This is a genomic window from Brevibacterium sp. SIMBA_078, from assembly GCF_046534565.1.
Lineage (GTDB): Bacteria > Actinomycetota > Actinomycetes > Actinomycetales > Brevibacteriaceae > Brevibacterium.
The window spans coordinates 274,933-296,383 of sequence record NZ_JAWRYQ010000002.1; the positions used below are offsets into that span (position 1 = coordinate 274,933).

The following is a 21,451-nucleotide window of genomic DNA, read 5'->3' on the forward strand; positions in this document are numbered from 1 at the left end:
CCACCAGCCTAGTCGAGGCCTATGTGGCCTGCATCACGGGGTCCGCATGGACGTCCCCGAAGGCTCTGTCCGCACTCTCGCATTCGCACCCAACACTCATGGAGTCTCCGTTAGAGTAGGACGAGGACAGCCTAAGAACACCCCCTTTCCAAGATGACAGGAGTTCGCTTCAGTGACGCCCACCGAAGAATTCCGCACAGCGATGCGCGGCTACGAGAAGAGTGAAGTCGATTCGCGACTGCAGCAGCTGCGCACCGAGGTCGAGTCGGTCCGCAAGGCCCTGGCCGATGCGCGCAGTCAGGTCATCAATGCAGATCGGGCGAAGCTGCAGATCGCCGGTGAGCTCTCCGAAGCCAAAGCACAGCTCAAGAAGGCAGCCAACGACAACGCAGAGGCGGCAGGGCCTCCCGGAAGCCGCATCGACCATCTGCTCAAGATCGCCGAGTCGCAGGCCCGCGAGACCCTTGCTCAGGCCAATTCCGATGCTGAGACGATCCGGAACAAGGCCCGCGCCGAGGCGGCGTCCGCTCGCGCTCGGATGCACACCGAGAGCAACGACACACTGTCCAATGCTCGATCGGAAGCCGATGCGATCATCTCCTCGGCCGAACTGCGCGCCGAAGAGACGATCAAGGCCGCTGAGAAGCGCGCAGCCGAGCTCAGCGCAACCACCGAACGCGAGACCAACCAGGCCAAGGAAGCGAATGCCGCTTCCGCGAAGGAGGCTCGTGAGAGCCTCGATCTCGAGCTCTCCGAACTGCGGGCGACCGCTGAGAAGGAAGCTGCGGATCTGCGTGCCGAGGCCAAGACCGAGGCGGAGGAGACGGTGGCGGCTGCTCAGGCACAGGCCGATGAGCTGCTCAAGTCCGCGAAGGCTCGCGACGAGGCATCGAAGAAGGCCGGAAACGACTTCGACGTCGAGCTCGCGAACAAGCGCAAGGAAGCCGAGACCGAACGCAAGAAGCGCTACGAAGAGGCTCAGGTCGAGAACAAGAAGCTCGTCGAAGAGGCTCAGGCACGCGCAGCGAAGGCCGACACCGAGGCTAAGGAAGCTGCCGAGCGTGCGGAGCAGACTCGCACCGACGCAGTGAAGAAGGCCGACGAGATCATCGCCGACGGAAAGTCCCGCGCACAGACGCTCATTGCGGAAGCTCGCGCCACCGCCGAGGCGACCATTGAGGAATCCGCGGCAGAGGCCAAACGCAATGTCGCCTCCGCACAGTCGCAGGTCGATCTGCTCACGAAGCAGCGCAAGACGATCACTGCTCAGCTCGACCAGCTCCGTTCGCTGTTCGCTATGCCCGGGGTCATGGGCGGCGACTCAGTGGATCCGGCGAAGGCCGAATCGGCGTCTCACGCCACCGAGCAGATCGCCGACGGTCAGGAGCTCGAAGACCTGCTGGCCGACGATGACTCGTCGGATGCGCCCAAGACCGACGACTCCGCGAAGTCGACCGATGACGCAGCATCGAACGACGCCGAAACCTCGAAGTCCGGATCCGCCTCGGGCGGGGGTTCGAAGTCGACCGGTCCTGCGAAGAATGATGGCGCCGGAGCCGAGGGCAACGGCCCTGCGAAGGCTTCCGACGAGTCGGCCGAAAGCTCGAAGTCGACTCCTGCTTCGAAGAACGCTGCGGAGTCGAACGCTGACTCTGCCGCTGATGAGAAGGACACGGCAGGCGAAGATCTGCCCAACGGCGCCACCGACGAGGACACGATCTCGATCAACGCTCAGGTCTCCGGCTCGAAGGACAACTCGAAGACCTCGCGCTCGCGCAACTCGCTGCGCTGAGATCGATTGAGTCGAGACCGACCGGGTCCAGCACGATTGATCTGAGACCGGCCGAATCGACTATGACGATGGGACCCGCTGATGCGGGTCCCATCGTCATTGTGAGGCACGTTGGCTGACTGTAGGTCTCAGTCGACTCCAGCCCTGTTCACGACGGCCCGGAGATCATCTGATCTCCCCGACTCTCACCGGAAGCGGTCGAAACAGTGCTGGTGCCAGTGCCGTCTGCTTTCGACCCCGATCTCGATTCCGTGGGGAGCCTCCTGACGCCACGCAACGACATGGCTCGAGGCGGCACTGACATCCCGGCCACATCCAGGGCAGACATAGACTTTGCCGGATTCGTTTCCCTTCACGGTCTGCACGGACCAGGTTCCGTCCGGCAGTGAACGGTTTGTCCTCATGCCTGCCACAGAGTCGGACAGATCGCGGGGAGACTGCTGCCATTTGTTCTTGCGACGCGAGGATGAAGATCGTGGCATTGAGTCATTGTCTCACGTAGGCTGAAGCGCGTGCGTCTAGTCATTGCCCAATGCTCCGTTGATTATGCCGGTCGTCTGACCGCCCACCTTCCGATGGCCACCCGCCTCATCATGCTCAAGTCCGACGGCTCGGTGCTCATCCATTCCGACGGCGGTTCCTATAAGCCGCTGAACTGGATGACTCCCCCGTGTACGGTTCGGCATATCGAGCCCGACGCCGAGCAGGCCGAGGCCGGCCTGACGGAGCTGTGGGAGGTTTCCCAGACGAAGACCGGTGACCGTCTCGTCATCTCCATCGCGGAGGTCCTCGCTGACGACTCCTATGAGTTCGGGGTCGATCCCGGGCTGGTCAAGGACGGGGTCGAAGCGCATCTGCAGGAACTGCTCGCCGAACATATCGAGACCCTCGGCGAGGGCTACAGTCTGGTGCGCCGCGAGTACATGACCGCGATCGGTCCGGTGGACATCTTGGCTCGTGACGACGGACAGAAGTCTGTGGCGGTGGAGATCAAGCGCCGCGGCGATATCGACGGTGTCGAACAGCTGACCCGCTATCTCGAGCTGATGAATCGCGATCCACTGCTGAGCCCAGTCAACGGAGTCTTCGCTGCTCAGGAGATCAAACCGCAGGCACGTACTCTCGCTGAGGACCGTGGCATCCGCTGCGTCGTTCTCGACTACGATGCTCTCCGCGGAATGGACGACCCCGAGACGCGCCTCTTCTGATCACCCACGATCAGCCGGCGGATCAGCCCACGGTCAACCTGCGGGATGGCCGGCCACCAACTCCAGCGTCGCCGATCAAGCCGAGCCGTGTCGCTCCCTTCGTGCAACGTCCGTAGCCACTCCGCGCGGCCCCACTGCGCCGTTCACGTTCGAAAGTCACTTGCGGATCCGCTCCGTCGAGGTGGTACTTTCCTGCACCATCGAACTCTGCGATGACCTTGGCCCGCCTATTGGCGAAATCGGTACGGCCCAAGTGCTTGCCGTCTCTATTGCCCTGCACGATCTGAGCCGCGTCGCCGCACGAGCATCTTCGCCAGACGAACTCCACTGCGCGGACTCACCGATTCGGCGAAGACGCCATCCCGCTCGACTCTGTCGGCAGTGTGGTTGTGGGAGCCGCCGCTATCGCATTGACGAAACTGTGCGCCGGATCAGAGCATTCTGCGGTGACAACATATCGCCCTCGTTCCAATCGCCGCAGACAGCATCCTTCGGCGGCTTTGATCCGATGACAGTCCCACGCGGCCGTGAGCAGTGCGGCAGTCGACAAACATCCATACATGCCTTCAAGCATGGGTGACGAGACGCGGGAGTACCAGGATGAGATGTCGAGCTGTGGATAACTCCCGACTCGTCCGCACAGACCGCATCGTACGAAGGATCGGCCGCTCTGCAGGTCCGCGGAACCACCGCGCAGCCCCACGAACGGCGGTCGGTCTCAGTCGCCGTTCAAGGCGAAGCGCGTTTTCCGCGCTGTCTACCTATCGACGGAGGAGGGCGGACTTGAACGAGAGAGCGAACCGCGGACAGACGGGGGGGCCGGCTTGAACGAGCGCGGAGACTACCGAAAACCGAGGGCGGACTTGCACGAACGGAGCAAGTCCTGACAGCCAGGGTCCGCAGAGTCTGTCGAAAGAGAACTAGTCGAAGGTGAGGACGTCGCGCTTCTCGACGCGTTCGATGTCGACACCGAGGGCGCGAAGATTGTCGACGAAATTCTCGTAGCCTCGTTCGATGTGATCGATTCCCGATACCTCGGTCACTCCCCCGGCCCGGAGAGCAGCCATGACCAAGCCGGCTCCCGCACGGATGTCGGAGGCTTCGACCTCGGCTCCGGAAAGACTGTCGCTGCCGGTGACGAGTGCATGATTGCCGTCGATGCGGACCTTCGCACCGAGGCGGGCGATCTCCTGCACGAAGCGCCAGCGCGCTTCGAACAGATTCTCAGACAGCAGACCGATTCCGTCGGACACCGAGTTCAATGCGATGACGAACGGCTGCAGATCGGTCGGGAACCCCGGGAACGGCATGGTGGCCACGCGGATGGCATGAGGACGCGGAGCGCCGATGACGCGGAACCCCTTACCCTGCGTTCCATCACCGAGGATGATCTCACCGAGGTCTTCCACCGTGGCGCCCGAATCCCGCAGCTTCATCCCGATATTGGGCATGATGTCGAGTCCGACTCCGCGCACGGTCACATCGCCCGCGCTCAATGCGGCGCCGAAGGCGAAGGTTCCGGCGACGATGCGGTCTCCGACCGTGCGGTGGGTGACCGGCTGCAGCGATTCGACACCGGTGATGGTGAGGTCAGAGGTGCCGATCCCCTCGATCTGCGCGCCCATCTCGACGAGCATCGTGCAGATGTCGATGATCTCGGGTTCGCGCGCAGCGTTGGCGATGGTCGTCGTGCCGTGGGCGAGAGTCGCCGCCATGACGAGATTTTCGGTGGCCCCGACGGAAGGGAATTCGAGGACGATCTCGGTACCGCGCAGACCCGTCGGCGCCTCGGCGACGAAATAGCCGTGGTCGAGGTGGACGACAGCGCCCAGGGCCTCGAGACCGGCCTGATGCATGTCGAGTCCCCGGGACCCGATGGCGTCACCGCCGGGAAGAGCCACATGTGCGGCTCGCATCCGTGCGGTCAGCGGGCCGAGGACGGAGATCGAAGCCCGCATTGCGCGGACGAGCTCGTAGTCGGCTTGGATGCCGACTTCGGCGGGGACGTCGATGCTCACGACGCCGTCTTCGGCGTCATAGTCCACCCCGCAGCCGAGGCGGACGAGCAGTTCGACCATGATCCGCACGTCGAGGATGGCCGGGACGTTGGTGATAGTCGTGCGTCCCACGGCGAGGAGACTCGCAGCCATGAGTTTGAGGACGCTGTTCTTGGCGCCTCTGACGTCGATGGTTCCCGCCAACTGCGCGGGCCCGGTCAAGCGGAAGACATCCATTAAGTGAAACGTCCCATCGTCGGATTGAAGCCAGGAGGTGATGATTCGAGCCACGAAGCCATCGTGGACAGGGATTCGGTGTCCATTGCCAGAGACACGGAACGTGGACGACCGTCCGCCTTGCCGTACGAACAGTCGACGACGACCGCTTCGGGCAGAACCGAATACTGCTCACCGGAGGTGGGCTTGCGCCGGACGAGGATGTCGAGATCCGCGCGCGGCAATCGGAACGCGGCGCGCCGCGTCAGTGCGAAGACCGGATACCAGTCCAGGGAAGTGACCGAGAACACGGCCACGCCCAAACGCCAACGTGGGCGAGAAGAATACTCCTCGCCCACGTTGATGGAACAGTCAAAGGCACCCGAGAGCTTCGAGATCGACCTGCGTCGGATCGTGACGACCACGATCAGAGCAAGCGCAAGTCCTACCAACGAGAGCAGAACGATCAGCAGGACAGAAGGGTTCACGGTTGCCAGTGTAACCTGCGGATCAGAGAAGTTCGGCCTGATCAGCGGCAATGATCACACGGTTGTTCTCCACGGAGAGGAATCCACCATCGGCTTTGACCCTGATGGTGTCCTCTCCCGGGGTGAGAATTCGTGCTTCGCCGTCGGCGACGACACCCAGCACGGGCTCGTGGCCCGGCAAGATGCCGATCTCGCCGTCGAGGGTACGGGCGATGACGCGCTTGGCCTCACCGACCCATACCTCGCGATCAGCAGCCACGACATTCACTTCGAGTGTCGCCATGGCTTACTTCTGCATCTCTTCGTAGTTGCGCATAACGTCGTCAAGGCCGCCGACGTTGAAGAATGCCTGCTCCGGGATGTGGTCGACTTCGCCCGAGCAGATCTTCGAGAAGCCTTCGATCGTGTCGGCCAGCGGCACGGTCGAACCGGGAACCTGAGTGAACTTCTCAGCGGTGTAGGTGTTCTGCGAGAGGAACTGCTCGATACGACGCGCACGGTGAACGACGAGCTTGTCCTCTTCACCGAGTTCATCGACACCGAGGATGGCGATGATGTCCTGTAGTTCCTTGTTCTTCTGCAGAATCGCTTTGACCTCGTTGGCCACGCGGTAGTGCTCGTCACCGACGATCAGCGGATCGAGGATGCGCGAGGACGATGCGAGCGGGTCGATCGCCGGGTACAGACCGCGCGAAGCGATGTCACGGCTGAGCTCCGTGGTCGCGTCGAGGTGGGCGAATGTCGTCGCAGGAGCCGGGTCGGTGTAGTCATCGGCGGGAACGTAGATCGCCTGCATCGACGTGATCGAGTGACCACGCGTCGAGGTGATGCGCTCCTGCAGCAGACCCATCTCGTCAGCCAGGTTGGGCTGGTAGCCCACGGCCGAGGGCATGCGACCCAGCAGGGTCGAGACCTCGGAACCGGCCTGGGTGAAGCGGAAGATGTTGTCGATGAACAGCAGCACGTCCTGGTTCTGCACATCGCGGAAGTACTCCGCCATGGTCAGCGCCGACAGCGCCACGCGCAGACGGGTGCCCGGCGGCTCGTCCATCTGGCCGAACACCAGCGCGGTGTCCTTGAAGACGCCTGCCTCATCCATTTCCATGATGAGGTCGTTGCCCTCACGGGTACGCTCGCCCACACCGGCGAACACCGAGGTGCCCGAGTGGTTGTGCGCGATACGGAAGATCATCTCCTGGATGAGCACGGTCTTGCCGACACCGGCGCCGCCGAACAGACCGATCTTTCCACCCTGGACATAGGGGGTCAGGAGGTCGATGCTCTTGATGCCGACTTCGAGGATCTCGGTCTTGGACTCGAGCTCGTCGAAGGCCGGAGCCGGACGGTGGATGGGCCACCGCTCGGAGATCTCCAGCTCCTCACCGTCGGCGAGGTTGAGGCAGTCACCGGTGGTGTTCCACACGTGGTGCTTGGTCACGTCTCCGACGGGAACGGAGATCGGTGCGCCGGTGTCGACGACTTCCTGTCCCCGGACAAGTCCGTCGGTCGGCTGCAGCGACACCGCGCGGACCAGTCCGTTGCCCAGGTGAAGTGCGACCTCGAAGGTCAGCTTCCGGGTTCCTTCGGACAGTTCCACCGACGCGGTCAGTGCGTTGTAGATCTCGGGCACGGAGTCGAGCGGGAACTCGATGTCGACAACCGGGCCGATGACTCGGGAAATCCGGCCGAGGGCAGTGCCCTGTGCCGGAGAGGTTTCCGTTGCTGTGGCAGTCATGGTCTCTTTCTCTCTGCTCTCGCCGGTCAGTCGCCGGCTGCCGATGCCGCGAGGGCATCCGCCCCACCGACGATCTCGGTGAGTTCCTGGGTGATTTCCGCCTGGCGAGCCGTGTTGGCCAACCGGGTGTAGGTCTTGATGAGATCATCCGCGTTGTCCGTGGCTGTCTTCATCGCCGCCTGTCGCGAGGCCTGCTCGGATGCTGCTGCGCTGAGCAGCGCCGACAGAATGCGCGAATCGATGTATCGCGGCAACAGTGCGTCGAGCACAGCCTCCGCACTCGGTTCGAACTCATAGAGCGGGAACGCGGGTGCATCGGACGATTCCCCAGCCTGTCCGCCGGTCGCTGCCTCTTCGGCGTCGACGACCTCCAGCGGAAGCAGTCGCCGGTATTCCGGGTCATGCGTGACGCTGGAGACGAAACGGGTGAAGACGATGTAGATCTCGTCGATCCCTGAGTCAGCCGACTCCGGGTCGAAGTTCTCCAACAGCGCCTCGCCGATCTCACGTGCGTGTTCGGCCAGCGGGTTCTCGGAGATGCCTGTCCAGGACTTCTCGATCTTGCGATCGCGGAAGGTGTAGTAGTTCTTGGCCTTGCTGCCGATCGTGAACAGGTCGACGCTCTTGCCCTCGTTGCGCAGCAGCCGAATGAGTTCCTCGGCTTCGCGCAGCAGGTTCGCCGAATAGGCACCGGCGAATCCGCGGTCGGGCCCGATCACGAGGACGGCAGCATGCTTGACGTTGTCCGACTCCGTGGTGAGAACGTGGTCCACGTTCGACTCGCTGGCCACTGCCGACACGGCCCGGGTCAGGGCGTTCGCGTACGGGCTTGCGGCCTGCGAGCGGGCAATGGCCTTCTGGATCCGCGAAGCAGCGATGAGCTCCATCGCCTTGAAGATCTTCCTCAAGGACTGAGTCGAGCGGATCTTCTGTTTGAAGACCCTCTGCTGGGCTCCCATCAGTTCTTCCTTTCGCCGTTACGGAACAGGTTCAACGCTTCTGCCGAACGATCTGCTCCTGCTCGACCTCATCGGACGACGCGGCTGCGGTGTCTTCGCTGCCGGCCTTCGATCCGCTCTGGTCCGAGCTGGCGAAGTTCTGGGTGAACTCGGCCAGGACGCTCTTCAGCTCTTCGGTCGTGTCGTCGTCGAGCTTCAGCGTCTCACGGATGGTCGTGAAGATACCGGTCTTGCGCTCGATGTGATCGTGCAGTTCGGACTCGAAGCGGAGCACGTCGTCGACAGGGACCTCGTCGAGGTAGCCGTTGGTTCCGGCGAAGATCGACACGGTCTGCTTCTCGAACGGCATCGGGGCGTACTGACCCTGCTTGAGCAGCTCGGTCAGTCGCGCACCGCGGGCCAGATCGCGCTTGGTCGCATCGTCGAGGTCGGATGCGAACATCGCGAACGCCTCGAGCGAACGGTACTGAGCCAGCGAGATCTTCAGCGTGCCCGAGACTCCCTTGAGAGCCTTCGTCTGAGCGGCACCACCGACTCGAGACACGGACACACCGACGTCGACAGCGGGACGCTGGCCGGCGTTGAACAGATCGGACTGCAGGAAGATCTGACCGTCGGTGATCGAGATGACGTTGGTCGGAATGAACGCACCGACGTCGTTGGCCTTCGTCTCGATGATCGGCAGACCGGTCATCGAACCGCCGCCGAGCTCATCGGAGAGCTTCGCGCAGCGTTCCAGCAGACGCGAGTGCAGGTAGAAGACGTCGCCGGGGTAGGCTTCACGGCCCGGCGGACGACGCAGCAGCAGGGACACGGCACGGTAGGCCTCAGCCTGCTTCGACAGGTCGTCGAACACGATGAGGACGTGCTTGCCGTCGTACATCCAGTGCTGACCGATAGCGGAACCGGAGTAGGGAGCCAGGTACTTGAAGCCTGCCGGGTCAGACGCGGGAGAGGACACGATGGTCGTGTACTCGAGCGCACCGGCCTCTTCCAGCGAACGGCGGACGCCGGCGATGGTCGAGCCCTTCTGGCCGACGGCCACGTAGATGCAGCGGACCTGCTTCTTCGGGTCTCCGGTCTCCCAGTTGGCCTTCTGGTTGATGATCGTGTCGATCGCCAGAGCGGTCTTACCGGTCTTGCGGTCACCGATGACCAGCTGACGCTGACCACGGCCGACGGGGATCATCGCGTCGATGCTCTTGTAGCCGGTCTGGAGCGGCTCACGCACTTCCTGGCGGTCCATGACGCCGGCGGCCTGGAGCTCGAGCTCACGGCGGCCGACGGTCTCGATGTCGCCGAGTCCGTCGACGGGACGGCCCAGCGGATCGACGACACGGCCGAGGTAGCCGTCGCCGACCGGAATCGAGAGGACCTCGCCGGTGCGGTACACGTTCTGCTCTTCGGCGATTCCGGAGAACTCACCGAGGATGACGACGCCGATCTCTCGTTCGTCGAGGTTCTGTGCCAGGCCCAGTGTGCCGTCTTCGAACCGCAGGAGTTCGTTGGCCATGGTGCCGGGCAGGCCCGAAACGTGAGCGATACCGTCACCAGCGGTGACGACCTTGCCGACCTCGGTCTTTTCCGAGCTCTCCGGGTTGTACGAATCAACGAACTTCCCGAGAGCGTCCCGGATCTCTTCCGGGCGAATTGTCAGTTCCGCCATCTGGTTTCCCTGCTTCCTTTACTCAAATCTTGCGTCCGACGACCGGTGGGCCGCCGATGCCGGAGAAGCCGGCCACTAGTGTCAACCTGCGAGCTTGCGCTGCACATCGGCCAGTCGATCGGCCACGGTCGAGTTCATCATCTCGTCGCCGACCTGCACCCGGACTCCCCCGAGAACATCGGGGTCGACCTGGACATTGAGGACGAGTTCGCGACCATAGCTGGCCGACAATGCCGCCTGCAGCCTTTCGGTCTGCGACTCGCTCAGAGGTCGGGCGACGGTGACGTCCGCAACCGACCGCTGCTGGCGGGCGGCGAGGATATCGCTGTACTGGTCGAGCGCCTTCGCCACGCGGAGTCCGCGCGGGTGCAGAGCTGCCTGTTCGACCAGCTTGATGGTGTCTGGCTGTGCCTTGCCGGTGAGCAGGTCGGAGACGAGAGCGCGCTTGCTCTCATCGGTGGCCTGCGAATCAAGCGCGCGGGACAGCTCGTGGTTGGATTCAAGCAGACGCGCGAAGCGGAAGATCTCCTCTTCGACCTGCCCCAGCTTCCCGTCCGCTTGTGCAGCAGCGGCGATCGCTGTCACACCGGCGACTTCGAGACTGGTGACGAGGTCCTGGGTCCGCGCCCAACGATGGCCGACGGCCCTGTCGCTGATACGCAGAACCGCATCCGTGATCCGAGTCGAGAACAGAGTCCGCAGCAGCTGCTGCTTCCTCTCGGCCGACTCGGAGGAGTCTGCCAGAGCCTTGCGCAGTCCGACATTCTCGGCGAGGACGCCGACGAGTGCCAGAGTCTCCTCACCGATCTGTCGGGGGTCTCCCCCGGAGATCTCGGAATTCGCGGTCTCGAGGACGGCCTGCAGGGACAATCTGCTCGACTGGAGCATCACGCCCCCTTGACCGGCTGCGCGGACGAGTTGGACTCGAGATCGGAGATGAAGCGATCAACCACATTGGCCGAACGCTGGTCATCGGTGAGGGATTCACCGACGATGCGCGAAGCCAGGTCCGTGGCGAGAGTGCCGACCTCGGAACGCAGCTGCACCATGGCGGACTGACGTTCGGCGTCGATCTGAGTCTGTGCCTGAGCGATGATGCGATCAGCCTCGGAGTGAGCCTGGGCCTTCATGTCGGCGATGATCTGGGCGCCTTCTTCCTGAGCCTCGGCGCGCAGTCGTGCAGCTTCGGCACGACCGTCGGCGAGCTGCTTCTGATACTCGGCCAGAGCCTGATCGGCTTCGGCCTGCACCTTCTCGGCCTTCTCAATTCCACCCTGGATGCGCTCAGCGCGCTCGTCGAGGGTCTTGTTGAAGGCGGGAAGGACGTACTTCCAGACAACCAGGAAGACGATCAGCAGACAGACGGCACTCCAGACGATGTCGTACAGCGCCGGGAGAAGCGGGTTCTCCGCGGAGGCGACGATGTTTACCGGAGTCATCTTTCAGTCCTCTTCGAGATCAGGGCAGGAAGAACGGGGTGGCGATACCGATGAGGGCCAGGGCCTCGATCAGAGCGATACCGAGGAACATGTTTCCGCGCAGGGCGCCGGCCATTTCGGGCTGACGAGCGGTTCCTTCGATGGTCTTGCCGATGACGATGCCGACACCGACACCGGGGCCGATTGCGGCGAGGCCGTAACCGATCGTCGAAACGCTACCTGAGACTTCGGCGAGCATATCCATAGGATGCTTTTCCTTTCATAATGAAGTCGGGTGGTTGGCCCGACCGTGCAACTCGTGAGTTACGGATCTAGGGGTGCGATCTCAGTGTTCGTCCGAGATCGCGGCATTGATGTACACACAGGACAGAAGAGCAAAGATGTAGGCCTGCAGCACGACGATGAGCATCTCCAGGATGAAGACGAACATGCCGCCGGCGAAAGTGACGATGCCGAAGAACTGGAATCCGTTGGCGGCGTCGAAGAGGAAGAAGCTCGTGGCGGAGAAGCAGAGGACGAGCAGGAGGTGGCCGACCATCATGTTCGCGAAGAGTCGGATCGCCAGAGTGAACGGCTGGGTGACGAACTTCGTGATGAACTCGATCGGGATGAGCAGGATGTGCATCGCCGGCGGGACGCCGGGCAGGATGAGCGAATCCTTGAGGTAGCGGCCGAGGCCCTTCTCTGCGATGCCGGCCCAGTGGTAGGTCACATAGACCACGAGGGTCAGCACGATCGGCATGCCGATGACGCCGGTGCCCGGCATGTTGAGGAACGGAATGAGCTTGGTGACGTTCCAGAAGAGGATTCCGAAGAAGATCGCAACGATGAGCGGCATGAACTTCTTGGCCTTCTCCTTGCCCATCGTGTCCTCGGCGATGCCGACGGTCACGAATTCCATGGCGAGCTCCATGCTCGACTGGAAGCGGGACGGAATGAGCTTCATGCGCTTGGCCCAGACGGCCAGCAGAACGACGACTGCGACGGTGGCGATGATGCGGATGAGCATCACGCGGTTCATTTCGAACGGTGTGCCCTCAAAGAGGAACGAGGCTGGAAAGAACTCAGCCATCGACGGTGCGTGGAAGCCGCCTTCTGCAGCACTGACTGTTGTGTTCGCGGCGTTGAGTGTTCCCACGTTTTTACTACTCTCCCATGGTCAAGGGCCCTGATGGCCTGGCCTTGGCCCCGCACTGATGGCGAGGCTTGAGGTTCAGGAGCGACAAAGGGCGAAGATCCGCCCAAGCACCGGAACTACTCTACCAACTGTAGAGAGTGACCGACAAATTCATCAGGCTTCTCTGTGCAATTTCTGTCAACGATTTTATACGACACGTCATTCGTCTCGTACCTCACCCCACTACGTGCCTCAGATGGGTGCGGCAAGTGGTCCCCTCTCGCCTATCTCGCCTCCGGATCGACATAGGGAACGCGTCCCTTGACCACGGTGATCGCCTCGACGAGCGAGGAGCCGATCACCGCGACGACGATCGTGAAGAAGGCGACCGTGCCGTCGAGCCAGGTCGCATCCTTGATCCGCCAGATGACGATCATGAAGATGAAGGCCTTGAAGAGGAACCCGATGCCGAGGAACCCGGCGATCGCGGTCAGTCCCATGTTCCGCCCCAAGTACATGACGACGAGGGTGATGATGATGAAGACCGCAGCCAGTCCCCCGCCGACGGCCCCGCCGACGAGTCCCGTCATCCCCGACACCAGCCAGCCGATGCCCATTCCGAAGGCCGCAACGACGAGGACGAGGATGATGCCCCGGATGAGCAGGGTCCTCCAGACGCGGGTCCAGGCTGCTTCGACTTCGGTCTCTCGGCGCGGTATCGGATCGGTCACGAGATTTCCTCTCTGGCTTTCTGACGCATGCGAAGGGGATAGAAGGTGAAGATCAGGGTGATGGCAGCGAGGCCGCCGATGACGCAGGCCGAGAACAGCCAGCCCTTGAACAGGAGCAGCACCGATCCGAAGGCGATGAGCGCCGTCCAGGTGTAGAGGATGAGCACCGCACGCGCGTGGGAATGTCCCAGACGCAGCATCCGGTGGTGGAGGTGTTTGGCATCGGCGGAGAACGGAGACTGTCCGGCACGCAGCCTGCGCACCACGGCCAGTCCGAGGTCGAGCAGCGGCAGGAACATCACGGCCACAGGCAGGATGATCGGCATGAATGTGGCGAACGCTCGCTCTTGGCCGATCAGCGCCGGGTCGACCTGGCCGGTGACCCTGATCGTCGAGGCGGCGAGCAGCAGGCCGATGAGCATCGACCCGGAGTCGCCCATGAAGATCCTCGCCGGATTGAAATTGTGCGGGAGGAAACCGAGGCAGGCGCCGACGAGGATCGCGATGATGAGCGAGGCGAGGTTCGCATACGACTCCGGTGAAGCGTCACGAGCGAGCCAGTAGGAGTAGATGAAGAAGGCGCTGCCGCCGATGGCGACGACGCCCGCGGCGAGACCGTCGAGTCCATCGACGAAGTTCACCGCGTTGATGGTCACGAGGACGACGAGGACCGTGACGATGATCGACATCCGCGGGGAGCCGATGATGACGCCGCCGAAGGGAATCGACAGCAGCGCCACTCCCTTGATCGCCATGAAGCCCGCGGCGAGAGCCTGGCCGGCGAGCTTCGCCATCCAGTGCAGGTCCCAGATGTCGTCGATGACTCCGAGCAGACACAGCAGGCCGGCGGCTCCGGCGATTCCGATGATCGGGCCCAGTTCGACGAAGATCCGATTGAGGAAGGGCATCTGGGAGGCGAAGACGAGGCCGGCCAGAAGCCCGCCGAACATCGCGACTCCGCCCAGCCTCGGCGTCGGAATGGAATGGACGTCGCGGTCACGCAGCGGTGAGAAGATCTTTCCTCGTTCGGCCACCCGCTTGACCATTGGAGTCAGCAGGTACGCCACGAGGGCGGAGACGACGAGGATGAAGAGGTAGGCGCGCACTCAGCCGTCCAGGTCGATGAGCTCGGGGACGATTTCGCGCAGGTCCTCGGCGGTGATCGGACCGCGGCGCAGGATGCGGGGCACGTCGCCGCTGAGGTCGATGATCGTCGAGGACAGCCCCGACTCCCGCACTCCCCCGTCGACGTAGATGTCGACATCGTCGCCGAGCATCTCCTGCGCTTCGTCGGCGGTCCGGGCGGCGGGCTGTCCGGAGATGTTCGCACTCGACACGGCCAGAGGCCCGGTGCGGCCGAGCAGGGCCAGCGCCGACTCGTCGTCGGGCATGCGCACGGCCACGGTTCCGTGGGTATCGCCGAGGTCCCAGTCGAGGGAGGGCTGAGCGTTCGCGATGATCGTCAGCGGTCCGGGCCAGAATTTCGCGGTCAGTGCCAGCACGGTCTCATCGACCCCGTCGACGAGCCCGAAGATGGTCTCCGCGCGTGGGACGAGAACCGGAGGCGGCATGTCCCGTCCCCGGCCCTTGGCCGCGAGCAGAGCCGCAACGGCCGATGCGCTGAAGGCATCGGCGGCGATCCCGTAGACCGTATCGGTGGGGATGACGAGCAGGTTGCCTGTGTCGACGACTCGCGCGCACTCGTCGAAGACGAGTTCACGGATCTCTTCTTGGCTGACGTCGAATCGTCTCGACACGAGTTCTCCGTTTCGAATGTTCGGGTTGTGGTTTCGGTACTGGGCAGTACGCGGCGGGAGTTCGTCTCCGAGATCCCCTACGCCTCACGGCGCGCCACTGTATAGCGGTCGCGTCCAGTGTAGTCCTGGAATGTGGCGGCATGTCTCAGACTGGCCGAGGCCTCCAGGAGTTCCCGTGCCCCTTCGCCCTGTTCCTCACTGTGTTCCATGAGGAAGAGTCCGCCTGATCTCAGCAGCTGCTCGGCTTGACTGATGATGAGTCCCGGAATCTCCAAACCCGAATCCCCGCCGTAGAGCGCGGCCGCGGGATCGTGTTCGGCGACCTCCGGGTCTCGCGGCACGGCGGAATCGGGAACATAGGGCGGGTTCGTCACCACGATGTCGGCACGCCCGCACAGATCCGGCCGAGCCTTCGTGATCGTCGTCGCATCACCGGAGATGAACTCGACCGTCGACTCGCCGAGGCGGCACTGCTCGAGGTTCTTCAGTGACCATTCCAGGGCCGCGGATTCGCGTTCGACGCCGAGGACGTCGACGCAGTCGAATTCGGTGGCAACGGAGAGGGAGATCGCTCCCGAACCGGAGCACAGGTCGATGACGAAGGGACGCCGAGCCTTGTCGTTCTCCGTCGTCGAGTCAGTTTCGGCGAGTTCGGACAGTTCGCTCAGAACGGCTCCGGCGAGCACCTCCGTCTCCGGTCGGGGCACGAAGACTCCGGGGCCCACCTGCAGCTGCAGATGCCGGAAGTGGGCGATGCCGGTGAGATGCTGCAGCGGTCTCCGCCGCCGCCGCTGGTCACAGAGTTCGGCGAATCGAGTGCTCACCGACTCCGGCACGGGTTCGTCGAAGAGACGGCGGCGGCTCAGCGATGCCCTGTCGATCGACCATGCGTGGGCGAGCAGTTCGAGCGCATCGGCTTCGGGACTCGCTATGCCTGCTTCGGTGAGGAGCGTGGTCGCCCCGCGAAGGAGGTCGGAGACGAGAGTCGGCCTGACAGTGTCCAGGTCAGTCCCCCAGTGCGTCGAGGCGTGCGGCCTTGTCGGCGTCGCGGCAGGATCCGATGACCGGATCGAGGTCGCCGGCGAGCACCTGATCGAGATTGTAGGCCTTGTATCCGGTGCGGTGATCGGTGATCCGGTTCTCCGGAAAATTGTAGGTGCGGATGCGTTCCGAGCGATCGACGGTGCGCACCTGCGAACGACGGATGTCGGCGGCTTCCGCTGCGGCCTCTTCGGCCTGCTTGGCCAAGATCCGAGCACGGAGCATGCGCATCGCTGCGTCTTTGTTCTGCAGCTGGGACTTCTCGTTCTGGCAGCTCGCTGTGATTCCGGTCGGCAGGTGCGTGATGCGCACAGCGGAGTCCGTGGTGTTCACGGACTGGCCGCCGGGTCCGGACGAGCGGTAGACGTCGATGCGCAGATCGTGTTCGTCCAGCTGGATCTCTTCGGGTTCATCGACTTCGGGGAAGACGAGCACCCCGGCTGCGGAGGTGTGGATGCGTCCCTGCGATTCGGTGACCGGCACCCTTTGGACACGGTGCACTCCGCCTTCGAACTTCACCCAGCCGTAGGCGCCGTCGTTCTTCGCCTTGACGGCCATGGTGACGTCCTTGTATCCGCCGAGATCCGAATGCGTGGCGTCAAGGATCTGGCTCGACCAGCCGCGTGAGTCGATCCACCGCTGATACATCCGCAGCAGGTCACCGGCGAACAGCGCGGATTCGTCTCCGCCTTCGCCGGCTTTGATCTCGATGATGGCGTCTCGGGAGTCATCCGGGTCGCTGGGTACCAGGAGATCTTTGAGCTCACCCTCGGCCGTCTCCATCTCTGCGGACAGACGCTTGGCCTCCGCAGCGAAGTCGGCGTCGTCCTCGGCCAGCTCCACGGCGGCTGCGTGGTCGGCTTCGAGTTGGGCGAAGTGCCGGGCGGCCGCGGCGACCTTGTCGAGTTCCGCGTACCGCCTGGTCAGCTTCTTGGCCCGGCCGGCGTCAGCGTGGACCGCGGGGTCGGAGAGTTCCTCCTGAACCCGGGCGTGCTCATCGAGCAGTGCGCTGACGCTGGCCGTGAGGGTGTCGTCGACCATCTCAGCTGTTGTCGGTCGACGACTTCGGCAGCGGGGTCGTCTTCTGCACCTGCATGAGGAACTCGACGTTCGAGCCGGTCTCCTTGAGCTTCGACATGAGCAGTTCGACAGCCTGCTGCTGCTCGAGGCCCGAGAGCAGTCGGCGCAGCTGCCACATGACCTTCGTCTCTTCCTTGGTCATGAGCATCTCTTCGCGGCGAGTGCTCGAGGAGTTGACGTCGATGGCCGGGAAGATGCGCTTGTCGGCAAGCTGACGGCTCAGACGCAGCTCCATGTTGCCGGTGCCCTTGAACTCTTCGAAGATGACTTCGTCCATCTTGGAGCCGGTCTCGACGAGAGCCGTGGCGAGGATGGTCAGCGAGCCGCCGCCTTCGATGTTGCGTGCAGCACCGAAGAACTTCTTCGGCGGGTAGAGCGCATTGGCGTCGACACCGCCGGAGAGGATCCGACCGGAGGCCGGCTGGGCGATGTTGTAGGCACGTCCCAGGCGCGTGATGTTGTCGAGCAGCACGACGACATCGGAACCCATCTCGACGAGGCGCTTGGCGCGTTCGATGGCGAGTTCGGCGATCGTGGTGTGGTCGTCGGCCGGACGGTCGAAGGTCGAGGCGATGACTTCGCCCTTGACCGCACGCTGCATGTCCGTGACTTCCTCGGGACGTTCGTCGACGAGGACGACCATGAGGTGCGCTTCGGGGTTGTTCTCCGTGATCGCGTTGGCGATCTGCTGCATGATCGTCGTCTTGCCGGCCTTCGGAGGCGCGACGATGAGTCCGCGCTGGCCCTTGCCGATGGGGGTGATGAGATCGATGAGACGGGTCGAGTGCAGCTTCGAGGTGGTCTCGAGGCGCAGACGATCCTGGGGGTAGAGCGGAGTCAGCTTCGAGAACTCGACACGGCTGCGGGCATCGTCGACGGTGAGTCCGTTGACGGAATCGAGGCGGACGAGGGCATCGAACTTCTCGCGCTTGTTGTTCCGCTGTTCGTTCTCACGCGGCTGACGGATCGCGCCGGCGACGGCGTCGCCCTTGCGCAGACCGTTCTTGCGCACCATGGATGCCGAAAGGTAGACGTCGTTCGGCCCCGGCAGGTAGCCGGAGGTGCGGAGGAAGGCGTAGTTGTCGTGGACGTCGAGGATGCCGCCGACGGGGATGAGCACATCGTCGTTGCGGATGTCCGGCTCGTCGTTGCCGCGGCCGCGGCGCTTCCGATCCCGGCCCCGTCCGCGGCGGTTGTTGCCGCGATCGTCATCGTCGTTGCTGCGGTTGCGACGATCATTGCGGTCGTTGTTGCCGCCCCGGTCGTTGCGGTGGCCGCGATCGTTGCCGCCGCCCCGGTCGTTATTGCCGCGGTCATTGCCGCCGTCCCGGTCATTGTTGCCCCGGCCGTTGCCGCCGTTGCGGTCATTGCCGCCGCGGTTGTCGTCGGAGCGGTCGTTGTTCCGGCTGCGACGGTCGTTGTCGCGCCCTCCGCGGTGGTCACGGTCGGAGCGGTCCTGGTCGCCGGAGCGATCCTGGCCGCCGCGGTCGGCCGATTCCTCACCGCTGCCGTCGCGGCCCTCGGTCTGGGGCTCGGAGCCGCGGGAGCGAGAACGGCTGCGGCGAGAGCGCTGACGATCCTGATCGCCGCTGTTCTCCTCGGAGGCTGCTCCCCCGGACTGGTCCGCACCGGACTCGTTCGCCGTCGAAGACGACGAGGACTCGGTGTTCGGTTCGATGATGAGCGCCGGAGCGTCCTCGGACGCGGAAGCGGCAGAGCGACGCGAAGAGCGACGGTTCGTCGACTCCTGCTTCTTCTCGTCCTGTTTCTCCGCCGGCTTCTCGGTCTTGGCGGCAGAATCCGCGGCGGGTTTCTTCTCGGTGGGGGCGGACTTCTTCTCAGCAGATCCGCCCGAGTGGCTGTTGATGGCGTCGATCAGTTCGCTCTTGCGAAGGCGACGGTAACCCTTGATTCCCAGCCCGGCAGCCATTTCCTGGAGCTGAGGCAGTCGCAGCGCTGTGAGGCTGCCTGTGCGCGGGGTGGAATCCTGAGTGGTGGTTTCAGACACGAAGGTCCTTCTCCCTCTTTCGGCCGTGCGGCATGTGCCGTTTGCTCACGGCGACGGAAACACCATTGACGGTGCGTTGTGAAAGAAAACCTGCTAAAGAATGAGCAGGAGATGTTCCAGAATGTATGACATCGGCGACGGACCTGTGAAGAACAGCGGGAAGCCGTGCCCTGTCGGAACACCCACAGTCTACTTGTTCGGAGACGATCTGGCGAATCGCTTCCTCAGATTTCTCGGCTCACCCGGTAACCACCGAGGTCAATCGCGGTGCGCTGAGCGACGAAGCCGTCCGGCACGAGGGCATCGGGAACCGCCTCGGCGAGGACGAGCACCGTCGGTCCGGCGCCGGAGACGACGGCCGGGAGACCTTCGGCGCGCAGTGCGTCGACCAGCGCCATCGACTCCGGATAGGCGCCGCGGCGGAACTCCTGATGGAGCTGGTCGCGGGTGGCTTCGAAGAGCACCCGGGAGTCATTGCTCATCCCGTGGACGAGCAGGCCCGCCCGAGCCGAATTGTCGGCCGCGATCGCGTGATCGATGCCGGCGGGAATGAGTCCACGGGCAACCTCGGTGTCGAGGCGGAACGAGGGCACGAGCACAGTGACCGCCTCGACGGTGCGCACCGGCACCTGCCACGACTTCACGGGCGCCGACAGAGAGACGGTGAGTCCGCCGAAGATCGCGGGGGCGGCGTTGTCCGGATGCCCCTCGACGGCGGTGGCGATCTCGAGGATCCGGTCCCGGCTCAGCTCGACTCCGGTCGACCAGGCTCCGAGTTCCGCTGCGAGGCCGATGCCGGCAACGACGGCTGCGGCCGAGGAGCCCAGTCCGCGGGAATGCGGAATCCGGTTGTCGCACTCCAGCGACAGACGCGGCCTCAGCTCCGCCGCAACGGCGGGAAACTCCGAGTCGAGCACCTCACCGATGATGCGCATGATCAGGTGCGAGCCGTCCCGGGGCAGCACCTCGGCGCCCTCCCCCGTGACCTCGACGCAGCGGTGAGGATCGACTGCCGCGTCGTGGACGGTGAGGGTGAGGGTGTCGACGATGTCGAGGGCCAGCCCGTACGAGTCGTAGCCGGGTCCCAGATTCGCCGAGGTGGCCGGGACCTCGAGTCGGACGCGCACCCTCAGCTGTCCTCGAGTCCCAGCGCGCGTGCGGCGCTGACGGCGTCGACGGAGACCCGCTTGGTCTCGATATCGGATCCGTCGGCGGTGTGCAGTGCCCAGCTGGGGTCCTTGAGTCCGTGACCGGTCACGGTGACCGCGATCGTCGCATCGGCAGGGATCCGACCCGCATCGGCCATCTTCAGCAGACCCGCCACCGAGGCGGCCGACCCGGGCTCAACGAAGATGCCCTCTTCGCTGGACAGGATCTTGTGCGCAGCGAGGATCTCGTCGTCGGTGACCGAATCGATGAGACCGCCCGAGTCGTCACGCGCCGCTTCGGCCTGCGTCCAGCTGGCGGGGTTGCCGATGCGGATGGCGGTCGCCACCGTGTCCGGTTCGTCGACCGGGTGGCCGAGCACCAGCGGTGCGGCACCGGCGGCCTGGAAGCCCCACATCTGAGGCAGCTGCTTGGAGATCCCGTGTTCGCGGTATTCGTTGTAGCCCTTCCAGTACGCCGTGATGTTGCCGGCGTTGCCGACGGGCAGAACATGGATGTCGGGAGCGTCGCCGAGGACGTCGACGATCTCGAAGGCCGCGGTCTTCTGACCTTCGATGCGATCGGGATTGACCGAGTTGACGAGGTGGACCGGGTAGGACTCCGAGAGCTTGCGGCACAGCGTCAGGCAGTCATCGAAGTTTCCGTCGACTTCGAGCAGGGTCGCTCCGTGGGCGATGGCCTGGCTCATCTTCCCCGGCGCGATCTTGCCGGTGGGCACGAGCACAGCGCAGGTCAGTCCGGCCTTCGTGGCATAGGCGGCGGCAGAGGCCGAGGTGTTGCCCGTCGAGGCGCAGATGACGGCTTTGGCACCATGGGCCACAGCCTTGGTGATCGCCATCGTCATACCGCGGTCTTTGAACGACGCAGTCGGATTGAGGCCCTCGTACTTCACCCATACCTGGGCACCGGTGCGTGCGCTGAGCTTCTCCGCCCTGATCAGCGGGGTCCCGCCCTCACCGAGTGTGACGGCAGGGGTGTCAGCGGAGATGTCGAGGAGGCTCCGGTATTCCTCGACGACGCCCTGCCACTGGTGTCTGGGGTAGTTCATAG

20 protein-coding genes are annotated in these 21,451 nt (G+C 63.9%); 2 read left to right on the plus strand and 18 right to left on the minus strand.

Annotated features, from left to right (window positions below; translation table 11 throughout):
- Positions 1-172 precede the first annotated feature (172 nt).
- Both SB749_RS09600 and nucS read left to right on the plus strand, forming a co-directional pair.
- On the plus strand, positions 173-1,792 hold the full coding sequence (locus SB749_RS09600) for a cell division protein (protein ID WP_139466991.1): 1,620 nt from the start codon (positions 173-175) through the stop codon (positions 1,790-1,792).
- A 512-nt stretch (positions 1,793-2,304) separates the two neighbouring features.
- Positions 2,305-3,000 carry an endonuclease NucS gene (gene nucS / locus SB749_RS09605; RefSeq protein ID WP_139466990.1) on the plus strand — a complete coding sequence of 232 codons (696 nt, stop codon included), beginning with the start codon at positions 2,305-2,307 and terminating at the stop codon, positions 2,998-3,000.
- Positions 3,001-3,920: 920 nt separating this feature from the next.
- Here the strand turns inward: nucS and murA are convergent.
- The 18 genes from murA to thrC all read right to left on the minus strand — a co-directional run bounded on the left by murA (position 3,921) and on the right by thrC (position 21,449).
- Positions 3,921-5,234 carry a UDP-N-acetylglucosamine 1-carboxyvinyltransferase gene (murA, locus tag SB749_RS09610; RefSeq protein WP_410710141.1) on the minus strand — a complete coding sequence of 438 codons (1,314 nt, stop codon included), beginning with the start codon at positions 5,232-5,234 and terminating at the stop codon, positions 3,921-3,923.
- Positions 5,234-5,701 carry a DUF2550 domain-containing protein gene (locus tag SB749_RS09615; RefSeq protein WP_025776910.1) on the minus strand — a complete coding sequence of 156 codons (468 nt, stop codon included), beginning with the start codon at positions 5,699-5,701 and terminating at the stop codon, positions 5,234-5,236. Before SB749_RS09615 ends, murA begins: the two co-directional genes overlap by 1 nt.
- Positions 5,702-5,723: 22 nt before the next feature.
- Positions 5,724-5,984 (minus strand): F0F1 ATP synthase subunit epsilon, encoded by a 261-nt coding sequence (locus SB749_RS09620; RefSeq protein WP_101545515.1) that lies wholly within the window; start codon positions 5,982-5,984, stop codon positions 5,724-5,726.
- Positions 5,985-5,987: 3 nt separating this feature from the next.
- Positions 5,988-7,436, minus strand: coding sequence for a F0F1 ATP synthase subunit beta (atpD, locus tag SB749_RS09625; RefSeq protein WP_264801512.1), 1,449 nt, complete (start codon positions 7,434-7,436; stop codon positions 5,988-5,990).
- A 26-nt stretch (positions 7,437-7,462) separates the two neighbouring features.
- Positions 7,463-8,395, minus strand: coding sequence for a F0F1 ATP synthase subunit gamma (locus SB749_RS09630; RefSeq protein ID WP_410710142.1), 933 nt, complete (start codon positions 8,393-8,395; stop codon positions 7,463-7,465).
- 31 nt (positions 8,396-8,426) lie between these two features.
- On the minus strand, positions 8,427-10,061 hold the full coding sequence (gene atpA, locus SB749_RS09635) for a F0F1 ATP synthase subunit alpha (protein WP_264801510.1): 1,635 nt from the start codon (positions 10,059-10,061) through the stop codon (positions 8,427-8,429).
- A gap of 81 nt (positions 10,062-10,142) precedes the next feature.
- Positions 10,143-10,949, minus strand: a complete 807-nt coding sequence (locus tag SB749_RS09640; protein ID WP_370036408.1) for a F0F1 ATP synthase subunit delta — start codon at positions 10,947-10,949, stop codon at positions 10,143-10,145.
- Positions 10,949-11,500 carry a F0F1 ATP synthase subunit B gene (locus SB749_RS09645; RefSeq protein ID WP_039210678.1) on the minus strand — a complete coding sequence of 184 codons (552 nt, stop codon included), beginning with the start codon at positions 11,498-11,500 and terminating at the stop codon, positions 10,949-10,951. The genes SB749_RS09640 and SB749_RS09645 overlap by 1 nt, the downstream gene beginning before the upstream one ends.
- Positions 11,501-11,519: 19 nt before the next feature.
- Complete coding sequence (gene atpE / locus SB749_RS09650) at positions 11,520-11,744, minus strand: F0F1 ATP synthase subunit C (protein ID WP_025776917.1); 225 nt, start codon at positions 11,742-11,744, stop codon at positions 11,520-11,522.
- Between the two features lie 81 nt (positions 11,745-11,825).
- A complete protein-coding gene (gene atpB, locus SB749_RS09655; protein WP_235355140.1) occupies positions 11,826-12,638 on the minus strand; it encodes a F0F1 ATP synthase subunit A in 813 nt (270 codons plus the stop codon).
- A gap of 263 nt (positions 12,639-12,901) precedes the next feature.
- A complete protein-coding gene (locus SB749_RS09660) occupies positions 12,902-13,348 on the minus strand; it encodes a hypothetical protein (RefSeq protein ID WP_410710143.1) in 447 nt (148 codons plus the stop codon).
- Entirely contained in the window at positions 13,345-14,454 is a 1,110-nt protein-coding gene (locus SB749_RS09665) for an MraY family glycosyltransferase (protein WP_139466980.1), read from the minus strand. Before SB749_RS09665 ends, SB749_RS09660 begins: the two co-directional genes overlap by 4 nt.
- On the minus strand, positions 14,455-15,105 hold the full coding sequence (locus SB749_RS09670; protein ID WP_139466979.1) for an L-threonylcarbamoyladenylate synthase: 651 nt from the start codon (positions 15,103-15,105) through the stop codon (positions 14,455-14,457). It lies immediately after the preceding gene.
- A gap of 77 nt (positions 15,106-15,182) precedes the next feature.
- Positions 15,183-16,109, minus strand: a complete 927-nt coding sequence (prmC, locus tag SB749_RS09675) for a peptide chain release factor N(5)-glutamine methyltransferase (RefSeq protein WP_139467415.1) — start codon at positions 16,107-16,109, stop codon at positions 15,183-15,185.
- 1 nt (position 16,110) lies between these two features.
- The gene (gene prfA, locus SB749_RS09680) at positions 16,111-17,187 is read right to left on the minus strand and encodes a peptide chain release factor 1 (RefSeq protein ID WP_139466978.1); all 1,077 of its coding nucleotides are present in this window, start codon (positions 17,185-17,187) and stop codon (positions 16,111-16,113) included.
- 1 nt (position 17,188) lies between these two features.
- Positions 17,189-19,234: a transcription termination factor Rho gene (gene rho, locus SB749_RS09685; protein WP_410710144.1), complete on the minus strand. Its 2,046-nt coding sequence runs from the start codon at positions 19,232-19,234 to the stop codon at positions 17,189-17,191.
- A gap of 224 nt (positions 19,235-19,458) precedes the next feature.
- Positions 19,459-20,361: a homoserine kinase gene (gene thrB, locus SB749_RS09690; RefSeq protein ID WP_410710145.1), complete on the minus strand. Its 903-nt coding sequence runs from the start codon at positions 20,359-20,361 to the stop codon at positions 19,459-19,461.
- Positions 20,362-20,363: 2 nt separating this feature from the next.
- The gene (gene thrC, locus SB749_RS09695; RefSeq protein WP_410710146.1) at positions 20,364-21,449 is read right to left on the minus strand and encodes a threonine synthase; all 1,086 of its coding nucleotides are present in this window, start codon (positions 21,447-21,449) and stop codon (positions 20,364-20,366) included.
- Positions 21,450-21,451 lie beyond the last annotated feature (2 nt).

Bases quoted from the DNA above. Each gene is read 5' to 3' on its own strand.
- murA (WP_410710141.1), bottom strand. From the start codon at position 5,234: ATGGATGTCTTCCGCTTGACCGGGCCCGCGCAGTTGGCGGGAACCATC.
- SB749_RS09620 (WP_101545515.1), bottom strand. From the start codon at position 5,984: ATGGCGACACTCGAAGTGAATGTCGTGGCTGCTGATCGCGAGGTATGG.
- atpD (WP_264801512.1), bottom strand. From the start codon at position 7,436: ATGACTGCCACAGCAACGGAAACCTCTCCGGCACAGGGCACTGCCCTC.
- SB749_RS09630 (WP_410710142.1), bottom strand. From the start codon at position 8,395: ATGGGAGCCCAGCAGAGGGTCTTCAAACAGAAGATCCGCTCGACTCAG.
- atpA (WP_264801510.1), bottom strand. From the start codon at position 10,061: ATGGCGGAACTGACAATTCGCCCGGAAGAGATCCGGGACGCTCTCGGG.
- SB749_RS09640 (WP_370036408.1), bottom strand. From the start codon at position 10,949: ATGCTCCAGTCGAGCAGATTGTCCCTGCAGGCCGTCCTCGAGACCGCG.
- SB749_RS09645 (WP_039210678.1), bottom strand. From the start codon at position 11,500: ATGACTCCGGTAAACATCGTCGCCTCCGCGGAGAACCCGCTTCTCCCG.
- atpE (WP_025776917.1), bottom strand. From the start codon at position 11,744: ATGGATATGCTCGCCGAAGTCTCAGGTAGCGTTTCGACGATCGGTTAC.
- prfA (WP_139466978.1), bottom strand. From the start codon at position 17,187: ATGGTCGACGACACCCTCACGGCCAGCGTCAGCGCACTGCTCGATGAG.
- thrC (WP_410710146.1), bottom strand. From the start codon at position 21,449: ATGAACTACCCCAGACACCAGTGGCAGGGCGTCGTCGAGGAATACCGG.